Origin of the sequence: Candidatus Bathycorpusculum sp. (assembly GCF_009778815.1) — an archaeon.
Taxonomy (GTDB): Archaea; Thermoproteota; Bathyarchaeia; order Bathyarchaeales; family Bathycorpusculaceae; genus Bathycorpusculum; species Bathycorpusculum hydrogenotrophicum.
Window position 1 is genome coordinate 18171 of record NZ_WRFL01000009.1, and the last position, 14611, is coordinate 32781.

General features: G+C 44.4%; 15 protein-coding genes and 1 tRNA gene. 1 reads left to right on the forward strand and 15 read right to left on the reverse strand.

Annotated features, from left to right (window positions below):
• Positions 1-306 precede the first annotated feature (306 nt).
• The 11 genes from FWF39_RS03195 to nucS all read right to left on the reverse strand — a co-directional run bounded on the left by FWF39_RS03195 (position 307) and on the right by nucS (position 8750).
• Positions 307-1410 carry an ABC transporter ATP-binding protein gene (locus FWF39_RS03195; protein WP_343381996.1) on the reverse strand — a complete coding sequence of 368 codons (1104 nt, stop codon included), beginning with the start codon at positions 1408-1410 and terminating at the stop codon, positions 307-309.
• Entirely contained in the window at positions 1407-2288 is an 882-nt protein-coding gene (locus FWF39_RS03200) for an ABC transporter permease (RefSeq protein ID WP_343381997.1), read from the reverse strand. The genes FWF39_RS03195 and FWF39_RS03200 overlap by 4 nt, the downstream gene beginning before the upstream one ends.
• A 37-nt stretch (positions 2289-2325) precedes the next feature.
• Positions 2326-3192 (reverse strand): molybdate ABC transporter substrate-binding protein, encoded by an 867-nt coding sequence (gene modA / locus FWF39_RS03205; protein WP_343381998.1) that lies wholly within the window; start codon positions 3190-3192, stop codon positions 2326-2328.
• Between the two features lie 177 nt (positions 3193-3369).
• Positions 3370-4278 (reverse strand): bifunctional molybdenum cofactor biosynthesis protein MoaC/MoaB, encoded by a 909-nt coding sequence (gene moaCB / locus FWF39_RS03210; protein WP_343381999.1) that lies wholly within the window; start codon positions 4276-4278, stop codon positions 3370-3372.
• Positions 4271-4711, reverse strand: a complete 441-nt coding sequence (locus FWF39_RS03215; protein WP_343382000.1) for a molybdenum cofactor biosynthesis protein MoaE — start codon at positions 4709-4711, stop codon at positions 4271-4273. Before FWF39_RS03215 ends, moaCB begins: the two co-directional genes overlap by 8 nt.
• A gap of 3 nt (positions 4712-4714) precedes the next feature.
• Positions 4715-4984, reverse strand: a complete 270-nt coding sequence (locus FWF39_RS03220) for a MoaD/ThiS family protein (RefSeq protein WP_343382001.1) — start codon at positions 4982-4984, stop codon at positions 4715-4717.
• 11 nt (positions 4985-4995) lie between these two features.
• Complete coding sequence (gene moaA, locus FWF39_RS03225) at positions 4996-6021, reverse strand: GTP 3',8-cyclase MoaA (RefSeq protein WP_343382002.1); 1026 nt, start codon at positions 6019-6021, stop codon at positions 4996-4998.
• Position 6022: 1 nt separating this feature from the next.
• The gene (gene glp / locus FWF39_RS03230) at positions 6023-7261 is read right to left on the reverse strand and encodes a gephyrin-like molybdotransferase Glp (RefSeq protein WP_343382003.1); all 1239 of its coding nucleotides are present in this window, start codon (positions 7259-7261) and stop codon (positions 6023-6025) included.
• Between the two features lie 221 nt (positions 7262-7482).
• A complete protein-coding gene (locus tag FWF39_RS03235) occupies positions 7483-7629 on the reverse strand; it encodes a hypothetical protein (RefSeq protein ID WP_343382004.1) in 147 nt (48 codons plus the stop codon).
• A gap of 55 nt (positions 7630-7684) precedes the next feature.
• Positions 7685-7760 (reverse strand) — tRNA-Gln (locus FWF39_RS03240).
• Between the two features lie 201 nt (positions 7761-7961).
• On the reverse strand, positions 7962-8750 hold the full coding sequence (nucS, locus tag FWF39_RS03245; protein WP_343382005.1) for an endonuclease NucS: 789 nt from the start codon (positions 8748-8750) through the stop codon (positions 7962-7964).
• 64 nt (positions 8751-8814) lie between these two features.
• Between nucS and FWF39_RS03250 the strand changes: the two genes are divergently transcribed.
• On the forward strand, positions 8815-9366 hold the full coding sequence (locus FWF39_RS03250) for a class I SAM-dependent methyltransferase (protein ID WP_343382006.1): 552 nt from the start codon (positions 8815-8817) through the stop codon (positions 9364-9366).
• A 45-nt stretch (positions 9367-9411) separates the two neighbouring features.
• Here the strand turns inward: FWF39_RS03250 and FWF39_RS03255 are convergent, their stop codons facing one another.
• From FWF39_RS03255 to FWF39_RS03270, 4 genes are all read right to left on the reverse strand, one after another.
• Positions 9412-10707 (reverse strand): winged helix-turn-helix domain-containing protein, encoded by a 1296-nt coding sequence (locus tag FWF39_RS03255; protein WP_343382007.1) that lies wholly within the window; start codon positions 10705-10707, stop codon positions 9412-9414.
• Positions 10708-10979: 272 nt separating this feature from the next.
• Positions 10980-11603 (reverse strand): hypothetical protein, encoded by a 624-nt coding sequence (locus FWF39_RS03260; protein ID WP_343382008.1) that lies wholly within the window; start codon positions 11601-11603, stop codon positions 10980-10982.
• Positions 11600-12433: a hypothetical protein gene (locus FWF39_RS03265; RefSeq protein WP_343382009.1), complete on the reverse strand. Its 834-nt coding sequence runs from the start codon at positions 12431-12433 to the stop codon at positions 11600-11602. Before FWF39_RS03265 ends, FWF39_RS03260 begins: the two co-directional genes overlap by 4 nt.
• Positions 12430-14349, reverse strand: coding sequence for a hypothetical protein (locus FWF39_RS03270; RefSeq protein WP_343382010.1), 1920 nt, complete (start codon positions 14347-14349; stop codon positions 12430-12432). Before FWF39_RS03270 ends, FWF39_RS03265 begins: the two co-directional genes overlap by 4 nt.
• Positions 14350-14611: the final 262 nt, after the last annotated feature.

A 14611-nucleotide genomic window follows, 5' to 3' on the forward strand; every position in this document is an offset into this window, starting at 1 on the left:
TTTGTCCGATTTGCAGAATACTGTCAGAAGTTTTGTAGCGAGCATACATTTGTTTGAAGCTTCGGACGTTATTTTGAGGTGCAACCATTTAACAGTCACTTTGCATGCAGTGTACTTTTTTATACACCATTTAGCTTCCCTGCTTTTTGACTTGACCAGATTCACTTATTTGAAGGTAACGAGAAACAATTTTGGGAAAAACACTATTTATTCGGCATTGAAAGAGATACAGTAGGGAAAAGGTATTTTGACATGAAAAATGGTGATATAGCGAAGGCCAGCTATCAAATGAGAAAATAATAACGCTCAGGTATCTGTGTCTTCAAATACGTTTAGGCTTTGGGGATCAAAGCATACCTGTACTTTGTCGCCGATACTTAGACCTAACTCTTTTATGGTGTTTATTTGGAGTCTGGCGTGGATGGGAAATCCGATGTTTATGGTTGTTTGTGCGGTTGATCGCATCTGAACCATCTCGGTTATGGTACCTTCGATAGAATTACTTGGTTTGTCACTTAACTGGGGAGCACCTAATTTTGATATGGTAATATTTTCGGGTTTTATTGTTGTAACAATGGTTTTTTCGGTCAATTTGGTTGATGCCTCCGCATAGAGGTGAATACCGTTGATTTCAATCTCTAGTAAATTGTCATGTATGCCCAGTGCTCTGCCCGTATAAGTGTTAAGACCTAGAAATCTAGCGACATAGCTTGAGACGGGGTTATCAAAGATTTCTGGTGGGTGACCGGTTTGTTCTATGTGTTTTTTTCCCATGACTGCGATTCTATCGGCCATAATGTAGGCTTCGGAGAGATTGTGGGTGACATAGATAACGGTGATTTCGAGTTTGCGCAGGTAGTTTTTGAGTTCGGTTCTAAAGGATTCTCTGAGTTGAGGGTCTACTGCGGATACGGGTTCATCCAGGAGCAGGGTGTGGGGTTGAGTTGCTAGTGAACGGGCGATGGCGATACGTTGTTTTTGTCCACCGCTTAGTTGGTGGGGGTAGTATTTGGCATATTCGCTCAGGTCTATGAATTCAAGGAGACTGTTGGTTCGGGTTTTAATTTCATTGTTAGATAGGTGAAGGGCTTTTAGGCCATATGCTATGTTGTCTTCAACTCTCATGTGGGGGAAGAGGGAGGTGGTTTGGAATACGTAGCCTATTTTGCGCTCGGAGGGTTTTAGGTTGATTTTTTTTGTGGGGGTTTGTCCGCTTACCAGTTGGTTGTTTATGCAGATGTTGCCGCTGTCTTGGGGTGTTAAGCCGGAGATTAGGTTGAGCAGAGTGGTTTTTCCGCATCCGTTGGGGCCTAGGAGGCAGAGGATTTCTTTGTTGTTTACTTGGAGAGATAAATCTTTGAGAACTAGTTTTTTGTTGAAGGATTTTGTGAGTTGGTCGAGTTGTATCATTTTTTGGCTCCGAACCGTTTTTGTTCCAAGAGTTTAACGATGACTAAGACGGTAAAGGAGAGTGCAATTAGTATTATGGATAGCAAAATGGCGCCGGTTTGGTTTGAGTAGAGTAGGGTATAGATGGTTAGGGGCATGGTTGCGGTTTCTCCGGGCAGGTTTCCGGCAAACATGAGTGTGGCGCCAAATTCGCCCATGGCTCGGGTCCAGGCCATCAGGGTTCCAGAAATTATATTTCGCATGTTTAGAGGTAAAGAAACTGTGAAGAAGACGTGGATTTGAGATCCGCTTAAAATTCTGGCGCTGTTGTAGATGTCTCGATTTTGGTTTTCAAAGCCTGTTTTGGCGGCTCTAAAAAGAAAGGGGGAAGCTACGAATGCTTGTGCGAGGATAACTGCTATAGTGAATCCGGGAATGGTTATGCCTAATTGTGTTAGAGTGGGTCCTAGGATGCCTTTGGGTGCAAATGCGTAGAGCAGGGCTATGCCGGCTACTGCGGGGGGTAATACTATGGGTAGATCTAGGATGGTGTCTAGGATTGTTTTTCCGGGGAAGCCGCGTGTGGCCATAAAATAGGCGGATGGAACTGCTAAGGTAAATGCGAGCAGGGCGGCAATTGCTGAGGTGTAGAGGCTGAGCTGAATGGCGTTTATAACTTGCCAATTTTGTAACTGGGTGCCTATTTGTGTGGGATCGAGGTTTAGAAAAATAGAGGCTACGGGAAGTGTGATGAAGATAAAATAGGTGATAACGATGAGTCCAAGTATTATAATTGCACTTTTATCAATTAAGGTAAGAAAGTTTTGTAGTTTTTTTGGGGTTGTGTTTTCTAATTCTGTAAGGTTTGTTTGTTTTGGGTCAGAGACTGATTGAGTCAATCCTTACATACACCTGTTGAGGTGTGTTTTGTTCATTTTAGATACCAAATCCGTAGTGTGCCAGTAAAGCTTGTCCTTGTTGGGATGCCCAGAAGTCTAGGAATTTCTGGGCGAGCTCTGACTGATTTGTTGAACCTATGATAGCTATACCATATATGGCTTTTTGGTTTACCTCCGAGGGTATTTGGAGAAATTCTGTAGGCTGACCCGACAAAGCACCATAAACACCATCAGAAGCATACACAATACCCGCATCATAGAGACCCGTAGAAGCAGAGAGCGCAACCTGACCAACAACATTTTCCACATTAGACTCATAGGATCTAACATTACGATAAATACTAGCGTTATAATCGCGGTAAGCCCCAGAGGCAACATAGTGGGGACTGCTAGAGTTGCCCCAGGTGGAATCAATTTTCCATATGGTTTGGTTTGCATAGTTGCCTGCGGGTACCGAGGGTTCAGCTATGACAAGTTTTACGCTGGGTTTAGCTAAATCCGCCAGCGAAACTATACCTGCAGGATTACCCGGAGCTAAGATGACCTCTAGATTGTTGCTGGTAAAATCTATGGTGGTGTCTTGGTAGAGCAGGCCAGTTGTTTGTAGTTGGTTGGTCCATTTGTTGTCTGCGGACATAAAGATGTCGCAGGGTGAGCCTTGGGTGATTTGGGTGTAGAGTGCGCCTGAGGAACCAGAGTTTATGAGGAGTTTGCAGTTGTGGGTTTGTTCGAATTCTTGGGTCATGTTGGCAACGGCGTTGGTTAGGCTGGCGGCTATGAACACGCGCAACTCGGGAGTCGGGTTTGAGGTATTGTTAGTGTAGAGTAGGCAACCTGCGATTGAGGCTACTGCTATGACTGTTACAAGGGTGATTATGACAATTTTTTTATGTATATTGACCACGCCACCGATATTACTTTATAGTCATATCGACTTGGGCGACATATAAATATTTTTTCTAAAAAACAACACAAAATAGTCAAGAATCAAATTAACGATACACCCAGCATAACTAACACATACCCCGTGAGGTTACCAAAAAAGAAATTAAACAAACAACAAAAACGCCTGCATCACAAACTAATGCCCATGACCCTCAAGCATCCCATAGATATGCAGTATCCCAGGAAACAGTGCCGCCAACCCCTCTGAAACCGCCTTGGGACTACCAGGCAGATTCACAATAACACTATGGCCCCTAACGCCGCTCACACCCCTTGAGAGCATAGCAGTTGGTGTTCGCCTCTGACCATAAGCCCGAAGCACCTCAGAGATACCAGAGGTTTCTCTATCCACAACCCGCAAAGTAGCCTCAACAGTTACATCACAAGGACCAAGCCCGGTTCCACCACATGTAAGAACCAAATCCAGTTTTAAGTCATCACAAAACCGCCTAAGTTCCGCCTCAATCCTAGAGGCATCATCAGCCACAACACCATAATTATCCACGATAAAACCATATTTCTCCAAAACATCCACAGCCAAACGACCAGACTTATCTTCCCGCTCACCCCTAGAAGCGGAGTCACTAACAACTAGAACCGCCGCCTTTAACGGTCGACCATATTTTTCTTGGACACCTTTAATACCACCGACCTTTTGGAGCAAACACACCGACTCAATACTCAGAGTTTTGTCGATGGGTTTTAGCATATCATAAACTGTGAGAGCAGCAATTGAGACTGCTGTGAGCGCCTCCATTTCAACACCGGTTTTCCAAACAGTTTTTAGCTCCGCCTGAATTTCCACAGAGGCCTCTTTTAGAGTAACATCAACATGGACATAATCAAGAGGTATGGGATGACAGTAGGGTATTAAATCAGAGGTTTTCTTAGCACCCATAGTTGCAGCTACCCTAGCAGATTCGACAATATCTCCTTTGGGAGATTTACCTGCCTTGATTAATCGGATTGTTTCTGAACTGACCTTAACGGTAGCCTGTGCAACCGCAACACGCAAAGTATCAGCTTTGTCTGCAACATCAAACATACCCATCTTCTTTATTATCCTCCAACATTACGCCCTCAACCCACCTAGAACCCGCGGCTGATATTTCTTTCTTCCAAACCGGCACGGATTGCTTGATAGCATCAATAACATAACTGCAGGCCTCAAAGGCTTCTTTGCGGTGCTCTGAGGAAACAGCAATAGCCACACTGACTTCACCCACTTTAAGAAGACCCAAACGCTGAATCGTCACAAACCCCAACAAATTCCAATGCTCAATCACATAGTGCTCTATTTTTCTAAGAGCATCCTCAGCCATTTCCAGATAGGCTTCATAGTATATCTCAGACACCGCCCCCTTCTCACCATGATCACGCACAGATCCCAAAAACAGAACCGAGGCACCCGAAGAATCATGTGAAGCCTCACGCAGTACCGCAGACACATCGATGGGTTGGTAAACTATGGCAATCATAACTTAGCCTCCCGACACAAACGGCAACAAAGCGACCTCATCACAGGAGGTTATCTTTGCAGTATTATCAGCAACTTTACGATTCACAGCTACAACAAAAGGAACATTTAGAGATGCTAAAACAGGATAACACACCAAAAGATCACGCTTCAAACCCTCAACGGTTATACATTCGTCAGCGAGGATAAGGGTGACTTCGTTAATGCCCACAGCTTCACGCAATAACCCAAACAATTTAACTCTTAAAACCGACTGATTTTTATCAACTGCCATATTCACACCCACTATCCACCTATAGTATTCATCAAATTCAGACCTGAGCGCAGAGTCTTATCTTTAAGCAAGCTTATCAAACCCTGCGGCTTGTTTTGATAACATTTTATGAGATAAGCCGCTATTTCTTTATCGGATTTACCCGATCGAAGCAGGTTCCTAACATCATTGTGAGGACGTTCAAAGATACAGGTTAAAAATTTCCCATCAGAGGTTAATCTAATTCTATCACAAGCCCCACAGAAAGGTTCGCTTATAGAGGGGATAAAACCCAAAGTGCCTTCATGACCCTGGATAGAGTAGAGTCTAGCGGGATCTGAGAGGGGGTTATTTTGGGACAGAAGCACAAAGCCGCTTTTGTTGAGCCGCTGGATCATTTCCTCTTTGGTAACCACAAGAGACCGATTCCAGATATGTGAACCGTCTAGCGGCATGAACTCTATGAAACGAACAGGACATCTCTGATCTATTGCAAATTTGGCAAAGTCTACGAGCTCATCGTCGTTTTGGCCTCGGATAATTACGGTGTTTACTTTAATCTCAAAACCCTCATCGCGCGCAACCTGTAGGGATAAAAGGACTTGGGAGAGACCATCGATGCCTGTTATGGATTTGAATTTGTCAGAATTGAGAGTATCTATGCTGAGGTTGATGCTCTGTAATCCGGCAGCTTTGAGTTGGGAGGCTTTTTCGCTAAGTAATAATCCATTGGTAGTTAGGCCCAGTGTTTTTATGCCGGATATGTTTGAGAGTGCAAAGATCAGTTTTTCAATGTCGGGTCTAACTAGGGGTTCTCCGCCTGTGAGACGCAACTTCTCAACGCCCAGACCGGCAAATATGGTTGCTAAGCGTTGGATTTCTTCGTAACTAAGAATTTCATTTTTGGGATATAGGGAGATGCCTTCTTTTGGCATGCAGTAAACGCAGTGCATGTTGCATCGATCTGTGACGGAGAGGCGGAGTTTTTTGGGTATACGGTTGAATTGGTCTATGATTGGGGGTTTAGCTACCGCCAGAGGTGCGTCGTTGTGGAGCATGTTAAACTGCTCCGGCTCTAAGCAAGAGGACCTCAACTTTTTGACCTTTACTAAGTCGGGGTTTGTTGGTTGCTATTATCACTCCGTCGGGGCCTGTTAGGGTTGAGAGTAAACTTGCCGCGGCTGCACTCACCGGTTCAGCTTTGTAGCATGGAAGGCCATTTGGATCGGTTGTTGTTGTGAGGTTTACTCTAACAAAGGCCTGCATATCTTCGCGTAATTTGATGCCTGAGACCATTTTGGCAATTATGGTTGCTTGGGGTAAGCCCTTGGTTTTGAGCATGGTAAAAAGCAAGGGTCGGCCAAAGGTGTAGAAAGCAAAGAAGGAGGCAACGGGGTAACCGGGGGTTGAGATAACGGGTTTACCGTTAACGATGCCTAGTGCAGTTGGGGATCCGGGGCGCATAGCAACTCCGTGAACTAAGAGTTTACCTGCATTGTTTATGATGTCGGGGACGTAATCTTTTTCGCCTACTGAGGAGCCGCCAGATATCACGATCATGTCGTATTGTTGGGCTTTTTTTAGCGTGTTCTCTATACTGGCGGGATCGTCTTTGCATATTCCTAGATCGATTGCTTCGCCGCCGCATTCGTTTATCATTGCAGATAGCATGTAGCGGTTGCTGTCATAGAGAACCGCGTTGGTGGATAGTTTGGAGCCGGGTTCGACAAGTTCGCTACCTGTGGAAAATACTGCCACTTTTGGTTTGGAGAAAACTGTCACTGACTCTGTTCCTACGGAGGCGATTAGGCCAATGTTTTGGGGTCTGAGCCAGGTTCCAGGAGTGAGAAGAAGCTGACCTGCTTGTATGTCCTCGCCTTTTATGATGATGTTTTTGGCTTTTTTTATCTCTTTGAAGATTTTTACGGTTTTTTTATCGCCATTGGTGTCTTCCACCATCACCACGGCGTCTGCGCCTTGGGGAATTCTAGCGCCGGTTGCTATAGCAACAGCTTGTCCGGGGCTGATTTTGTATGTTGTATCGTCACCGGCGCTGGCGGTGGCTATCACTTCAAGTGAAACGGGTTTTTTTTGGGATGCATTTTTGGTGTTGGTTGCTATTACGGCGTAGCCATCCATGGCGGATTTGTTAAATGGAGGTATATCTATGGGGCTACTGGAGTTTTGGGCGAGAACGCGGTTTGCGGCGCTATACAGGGGTAGGTGTTGGGTTTTTGGGGTGAAACAGTGTTTTGTGTAGGAAGACAGAAAAATGTTTAGGGCGTCATTTACTGGCACGTATTTTTTGAATCCAGCGGAGCTGGCTTTTTTATAGTTGGGGGCTGTGATAGGGGTGACCTCCGAAGACCAGATAGAATCCTCGATAGTACTGTTCAGTAATAACAGCTACTCAGAGAATTAATAAACATTCTCAACAAGCAACACCTAAGAGAACCATAAAAAATAACAAACCACAATCGACAAACAACATATAGGCAATAACTAACCGCATGCTAAGCTTAGCGTTTAACACATTGCCCCGATGCTACATCAAAATGATTTTTGTCGCCGTAATCACAATTTTTACAGTCATTTGCTATGTCTTGCCCAAAAGGACAACCCTTCAAATCCGCCATATCCTCACCAGTTGGGGTATCAGCACTCAAGATATTAAACCATTCTATAGAAGCTCCTTTAGATAATTCAGCTCAAAATTAAGGTTGGTAGCCCAGAAGAGATTCGAACTCTTGTCAAGGGCTCCAGAGGCCCCTATGCTTGACCACTACACCACTGGGCTGCAAACAAACAGACACAGAGAAACAATATTTACATTTATTAACTTTAAGCTTACGCTTAACACCGTTACTGGGTTATACTTAGTTTATGCAACAACAACAACAACAAATCCACTGATGCCAGATAATCTATTACCAGAACCCCGGCAACTAACGGCACAGTTGTTAGTGGTGTTATAGACCGTGGATTTGCTTAGGGGTTGCTATTGTGAGCTAAAGAAAGATTCCAGTTTGGAGGTTCCGGATTTTTTGAGCACCAATGCGCAGTCTTTGGGGTCTAGGGCTTTAAATTCTAAACCTAAGCTGACCAGCAGGCGCTGTACGTCTTTGGCAAGGCTGGGTGCGGCAAGAACGGCACGTACCGGACGGTTAACTTTGGCTTTGATGGGTTCGATGTATTTTGAGAGCTGCAGTGCAGCGTCTTTGGTGGCAGCTCGACGTTTAACTTCAACGATAACAAGGTTGCCGTCTTTATCTTCACCATAGATGTCTATAAAACCGGGTTCGACATGCTTTTCCCAGCTGATGGGTTTGAAGCCTTCTTCAAACAGGCTGGGTTTTAGAAGTATGGCACGATGCATATCATCCTCGCTTGCATGCAGGAGAAATTCACCTGCATCAAAGAGGTTGATGGCTGAGACCATTAGCACTTTATCAAAGGTCGCTTTTACGCTTTCATGGGGTTTGCTACGAATACCCTGTATTTCGAGTTTGTTGTCTCTAACTTCGACATGAAAAACTCCTCCGGCAGGTTGCCAGTTAACGGGTTCGTAGCCAGTTGGGCGGTGAACAAGCAAAGATCCATCAGATTTGACGATGATAAGTCGCTCACCGGTCTCAAGGGTCGAGCTGGCTCGGCCGTCATAGTGCACATGACAGCTACCTGCGATAAGAAGGGTGTGTCGGTGTGCAAACGCACGCTCGATTAAGACGGTCGCTTCTGCTAAGGTGGGTTCTTTTAACACTGCAAGTTTGTTATTTTGAGTCTGCAAATTGTTTTCCGCCAACGTATTTTAGTCAGGGCTTGGGTACATAAGATTTCTTAGGGAAACACCAATGACCGCTTGGAAAGCTAAACGCAACATAATGAAACGCTATGACATAACGGCCGAGATGTATGATGAGCGCTACTTTGACGAACAACACCGAAAATATCAAAAAGCACTCGAAAATGTCGATATGGAGGGTTTAGAGGTTTTAGATGTGGGATGCGGTTCGGGCTTATTTTTTTCGCATGTTGCAGAGCAGGCAAAGATTGTTGTGGGTATGGATGTCTCCCATGGACTTTTGCTCAAAGCCAAAGATCAGGCTAAGCGATTTGAGAACGTTTTTTTGGTACAGTCCGATGCGGATCATCTACCCTTTAAAGCAGGTTTTTTTGGAGTAGCGGTGGCGTTTACAATGCTACAAAATATACCTAACCCTGCAAAAACCATAACAGAACTCAGAAGAATTGTAAAAACAGGCGACAGAGTGGTTGTGACGGGACTAAAGAAAGCGTTTACACTCAGTGAGTTTATGGATATATTGGAAAATTCCAAGCTGACATTAACAGCGTTTATAGATGAAGAAGCCCTGAATTGCTATGTTGCCATCCTAACGGCATAGTACACTCAGTACCCATCGCATCAAAATTAGAGAGAAAGGTAGGTTTTATGGCGTATAGCTTAGCATCTCTATATCAGCCGCTTCGCCGTTGTCTGCATAGATGCCAACAGCGATTTGGTTTATACCGTTTGGATAGGTTTTGTCAAGGGAGAGAACCACATACCAGTATGGAACCAGTGCTACCGAGTTGTCTCGGGGGTGGGGGACAAAATCTATCGAAAAGGGCTCACCTTGGGAGTTAAAGCCGCTTATTTTTTCACCATCGATGATCCAGGTCAGGGTTTTGATATAGTTTCGGGCGGTGGCAACAGCTTCTTGCTGACTGATATTTAGATCAGTGCTAGCGATGGTGTAGAAGAAGTAGCCGTCTATGAGTGAGATTAAGACACGATTTTGGAAAACCATACGAAGACTCTTAGGACTAAAGTCTATGCCGTTCTCAGTATATATCCACATAAACTCAGCGATTTCACCTCTGAGACTGATTTGAAGTTTTAGGTTATCTGAGGTCACCTCTATATTCTGTGTGGTATTAACAGAATTCAAAAGACTGCTCATCTCATCTAGATAGGCATCTTTGGAGTAGGCCTTGTAGCCTTCTAGGGTGTTTTTGGCGGTCTGTAAAATACCTATGTTGTCTGCTTGGGTTGAGTAGAGTTGGGAGTCAAAACTCAGTCCAAGTTCATAGTGAGAGACATGGTTGTCACGGAAACGAAAAGTAGCATCAACACTGCCTTGGCCGCTGGTAAGGGAGTATTTGATGATCTCCTCAATTACGCCTATGTCGGGGCGGGGCTGCACAGTGTTACTTAAGAGTGTAACTGTATATTTGGAAGTATCCAGCTGTACGACATTTTGTAACAGATTGACGATTTTATTTGTGTCCGCACCCCAGGCGAGTAACTGCTGGTTTTGTGCTTTGAGCTTAGCGGTATCGGCTGAGAGCTGATTGACCATATTGAATTGGAGCGTTGTAAAGGCCGCAAGCAGAATAATAACAATTAATAATACCGAAAAGATAACTCGCCAGCTAGAGGCTAATCTAAGGGGACGTTTAGGTTCGATTTCAGGGGTTTCCTCCACACCCTTCATGGCGCTAACGGTAGCCTGACCAAAGGAGGAAAGTTTGTAGCGACCGTTTTCTACCTTGTAGATGAGCTCCCCTAGGTTTTCTAGATGGTAGGTCAAATTAGAGCTGGATACACCTATATTATCAGCTAACTCCATAAACGTCATGGATTTGTTGTTTAACATCCGCAGAATTTTACGGCGGACAGGATGCTTAAGTGACGTAAACATTATGGAGTAGATTTCTTCCTCAGAGCCATCCATACCCTGCATTATAGGAGCCTTCTAAGTATAAAAGTTCCGAAAAACTACCAGACAAATATATAGACAGATTAACCGATTTTTCATCCTAACACACTTCTAACCCAATAACAGCATAAACGGCGACTCATAACTCGTGAGGAACTCGAATGAAGCACCGCAATATCAGCCATACTTTTTGGAATAACACTAATCCTATACAAAAAAAGATACCGCAAAACGCATAACAAAAAAGTTTTTGAGGGTACTGTAAGGTCAACTGTAGGTCCAAAAGAAACAGGAAATCAAGTTTCGTCGGTTTGTATCTCGTCAGTTTGTTCTTCTGGTAGAGATTTGGCGGCTTCTGCTGTCTGTTTCTCTGCTAAGAGCAACATCTCAATGAGTTTCTTTTGGTCTATCTCTGCGCGTGTTCGCCAGTCTAAAAACAGCTGGCCGCTTTCATCTTGTGTGAGGTAGCCATGTCGGATATAACGATCGAGGTTTAGACCCACTTTCCAGCCGGGCATCTTTTCGTTTAGTAATTTTTCGATGTCTTTGCGGTTTGCTTGGCCTTTTTTGCTGATAATATAGCTGATTGTGACAGCTAAACCTGCGAGATCATCTACACGCCAGCCCATTAGTTTATCTTTGGAGGCAACATCACGTAAAACTACAAAAAAGCGAGCCTTATCTAACTCCTCAATTGTTGGATTTTCGGGGGTTTTTTCTTCCTCAAAGACAATTTTAACCATCATATCCATTGGCTTTAGGTAGTCGTCTAAGACGTCGAGAACCTTGGGGTAGTCACTACCTAGGGCTTTGTGTAACTCCCAGCCTTTCACGCCGGGTTTTGCATGGCGTTTGTAGAAAAGCATCTGGACTGCTTTTTTGACTTTACCTGCATAGAGGCCTTTTTTTCTTGTACTCATGGTTGTTTGCCTTCTCGCCATTTTTGCCAGTCTTCATAAGATACCACAATAGGAACCGAGACGGCTTGTGTTGCCAAAGTTTCCTCTCTGGGGGTCTCGTAGGGTATCAGGGTTATGGTTTCTTCTAGGCGATCGATTTCTAGGGTGGCGTAGCCGTAGGTTACCAGAAAGCTTGTGAGAAAGGCGCGTTGGACGGTTTTTTCGTAGGTGTCAGCACCTATGAAGTCCCAGTAGTTAATTTTTCCATCGGCGCTTTTTTCTTTGACTTGATGTTTGAGTTCTTGCCAGCAGTCGTTGAGTTCTTCACTAAATTCCTTGTCGCTTAGGACACGTTGTTTTATCATTTCTTCTTGGCTCACTGAACCGATTTCAACTGCGTTAACGTCTATGTTTTTCCAGCGTGCACCCAGAGACTCCAAGGTCTCCCAGTAGAGCAGGCCTTGGGATAGTGTTTGGAGGCTTAGCTGTTCGAACTCGACCAACGGCGTCCAGGCGGAGGAGAATACTTGGATCATGCCCTCTTTGCTTGTTTGGCGGATTTTTTCCTCCAAAATAAAGGGGTCAGTATAGAGTGAGGTGGAGCGTTGTTTGACCCATTCGCTTTGGATTTTGATAACTGAGGCGAGGTGATGAAGTGCTTCGGCGTCAAGGCGGAGTTCGTCGGGGTGGTTCCAGTGGGGGAAGTATTGTTTGACTATGGCAATTATGTCATCAACATTTAGGGTGAAGGGGTCAACTTGATGGTTTTCTATGGCGATACACATTTCGATGATGTATTCAAGGCGTTCTTTGCCTAGTTTTTTGTCGGGGATATTGATATTGGTGCTCATTTGATAACTTCTCGCACTAGAGAGTTTCCTTCGAGGTTTTGCACAGTTATGACGTGGGCATTTTGTTGGGCAAAGGTGATTTGGCTGGGTGTGATGATAACATATTGGGATGCGGCGTCTTTTATCATGGCGACTAGGACTTTGGCTATCATTTCACGGTTTTTGGGGTCCATGTGGATGTCGTATTCGTCAACTGCACGAAAAGGTGAGCGGACGTGATGTTGGAGAGCAAGTAGAAAACCCATGGTGGCGGTTGTGCGTTCACCGCCGCTTTGTGTGTAGGCATTGAGTGTGACGGGTTTGCTACCTTTGAAGCCAACATAGATGTCTAAGCCGGCGGTTGTGATGTCTTGGGGGTTTGAGAGTTGAACCTCTCCTGTTGCTAGGGTTTGGTTCATGATGCGTTGATATTCCAAGTTGACACGACTTAGTAACTGCTCAATAACAGTGCGCCATGCATTCATACGGATTTGGACTTCTTCGAGTGTTTTTTCGCGGTTTTCAGCAACTAGTTGGGCTTTTTCTTTGAGTTCAAAGTAGAGCTTAGAGTAGGATTCGTATTGGCGTTCGATTTCATCAGATATATTGGAAAGGGCAACTAGATGACCAGCAGTTAGACCCAATTCTTCTTGGATTTGAGCGGCGGATTTAGTTACAGCAATGCGTTCACCGGATTGTTGGGCATTTGTGAGAGCAACATTGAGGGTTTCTTGGGCTTCTTTTAGGGATTTTTCAATGGTTTCCTGTTCTTTTAGAGCACGATCGTGTTTGAATTCTAAGAGACTCGAAGTAACGCGTTTATCAAGTGTTGCAGCGGTGAGTTTGTTTGTGGATTCTTCGAGGCGTTGCACCACGGCTTGGTTGGCAATGATTTGTTTGGTAGCTTGCTCTATTTGCTGTTGCGAGTGCTCTAGTTTTTCTCGGAGGTTTTTGGGATGCAACAATTTGAATTTGCTGATATCTATAATGGATTGGAGGTACTCCGCTTCAGAGAGCAGGGGTTCTATGATGGCGAACTGAGATTGATTTTGGGCAATTTGGCGTTCTAAGCTTAGTCGTTCCTCAAACATGAGTTTGATTTCCTCTTTGAGGTTATGTTGCTCGACGCGTTGTCCATCTAGTTCGCCAAGTAGGCTTTGGCGTTCTTCATCGATTTTGCCCAGCGCCTGCTGAGTGCGGCTAAAATTAGCCTGTAAGCCTTTTAGTATGTCTTCTCGGCGTTCAACCTCTGCCCAAACTAATTCGCGGTCCAAAAACCGTCTTTTTAGTTGAAGCTGTTTTTTCTCTTGGAATTTTTCGTATTGTTCGCGCCAATAATTGAGGGTTTGCTCAGCTTGCTCAAGGAGTTTACCTACTGATTCCTCTTGGGTTAGAATACGACTAAGTTTGGTTTTAGCGGCAACTACGTTTTCGCGAAAAGGCTCAAGGCCCACGGCTTCTTCGACCATACGAAGTTTGTCTATGTTGCTTAGCACACTAAACTGCTCAACCATATTTTGGTGCATAATGATAAGCATGTTGTCTGGGTCTACTCCGAATTTACCTAAAAGTCGTGCTACGTCTTGTTTTGAGGCGGCATGGTTTTCGAGTTCGAACCAGTATTTGCCGTCTTGGCGCAGAATACGGGTTAGAAACAGTTGGTCTTTGTTGAATTTGGGTTCGGGTCGACGGTTATTTTGTTTTGTGTTATCCAATATTAGGGTGACGCGAGCTTGATCTTGGCCCCAGCGAATGAGATCGCTGAGTTTACGGCTACGTTCTGTGCTGGTCTGGCCTAAACCTACGCTTATGGCAAGTAACAAAGAAGATTTGCCTGCGCCATTGGGACCACCAATTATGTTAACGCCCTGCTTGAAGGGTACGCGGGCATATTCGTAGCTCATAAAATTTTCAACGATAAGTTCTTGAATTAACACTAATATGTCCTCGATCTTGAACTCGAACTATGGGAAAAGCGTTGTATTAAAACAATTTGATATCTACATGCAAAAATAACAATCCGTAAAAGAAACGTGAATCGTTTAAATCACCTATGTTAAGAAACAATTAACAGATAGGCTGTTTAGTCTGCCGCTTAATCAGCAACTCACAACGCGCTTTTGTTTGTGTGTTGAGGGATTTTTCTGTAAATAAGTAGGATTTTTAAGCTAAAAGCTTTTATTCTTCTACAATGGGGAA

Bases quoted from the DNA above. Each gene is read 5' to 3' on its own strand.
- FWF39_RS03265 (WP_343382009.1), bottom strand. From the start codon at position 12,433: ATGAGCACCAATATCAATATCCCCGACAAAAAACTAGGCAAAGAACGC.
- FWF39_RS03215 (WP_343382000.1), bottom strand. From the start codon at position 4,711: ATGATTGCCATAGTTTACCAACCCATCGATGTGTCTGCGGTACTGCGT.
- FWF39_RS03195 (WP_343381996.1), bottom strand. From the start codon at position 1,410: ATGATACAACTCGACCAACTCACAAAATCCTTCAACAAAAAACTAGTT.
- FWF39_RS03255 (WP_343382007.1), bottom strand. From the start codon at position 10,707: ATGCAGGGTATGGATGGCTCTGAGGAAGAAATCTACTCCATAATGTTT.
- FWF39_RS03220 (WP_343382001.1), bottom strand. From the start codon at position 4,984: ATGGCAGTTGATAAAAATCAGTCGGTTTTAAGAGTTAAATTGTTTGGG.
- moaCB (WP_343381999.1), bottom strand. From the start codon at position 4,278: ATGTTTGATGTTGCAGACAAAGCTGATACTTTGCGTGTTGCGGTTGCA.
- FWF39_RS03250 (WP_343382006.1), top strand. From the start codon at position 8,815: ATGACCGCTTGGAAAGCTAAACGCAACATAATGAAACGCTATGACATA.
- FWF39_RS03260 (WP_343382008.1), bottom strand. From the start codon at position 11,603: ATGAGTACAAGAAAAAAAGGCCTCTATGCAGGTAAAGTCAAAAAAGCA.
- moaA (WP_343382002.1), bottom strand. From the start codon at position 6,021: ATGCTCCACAACGACGCACCTCTGGCGGTAGCTAAACCCCCAATCATA.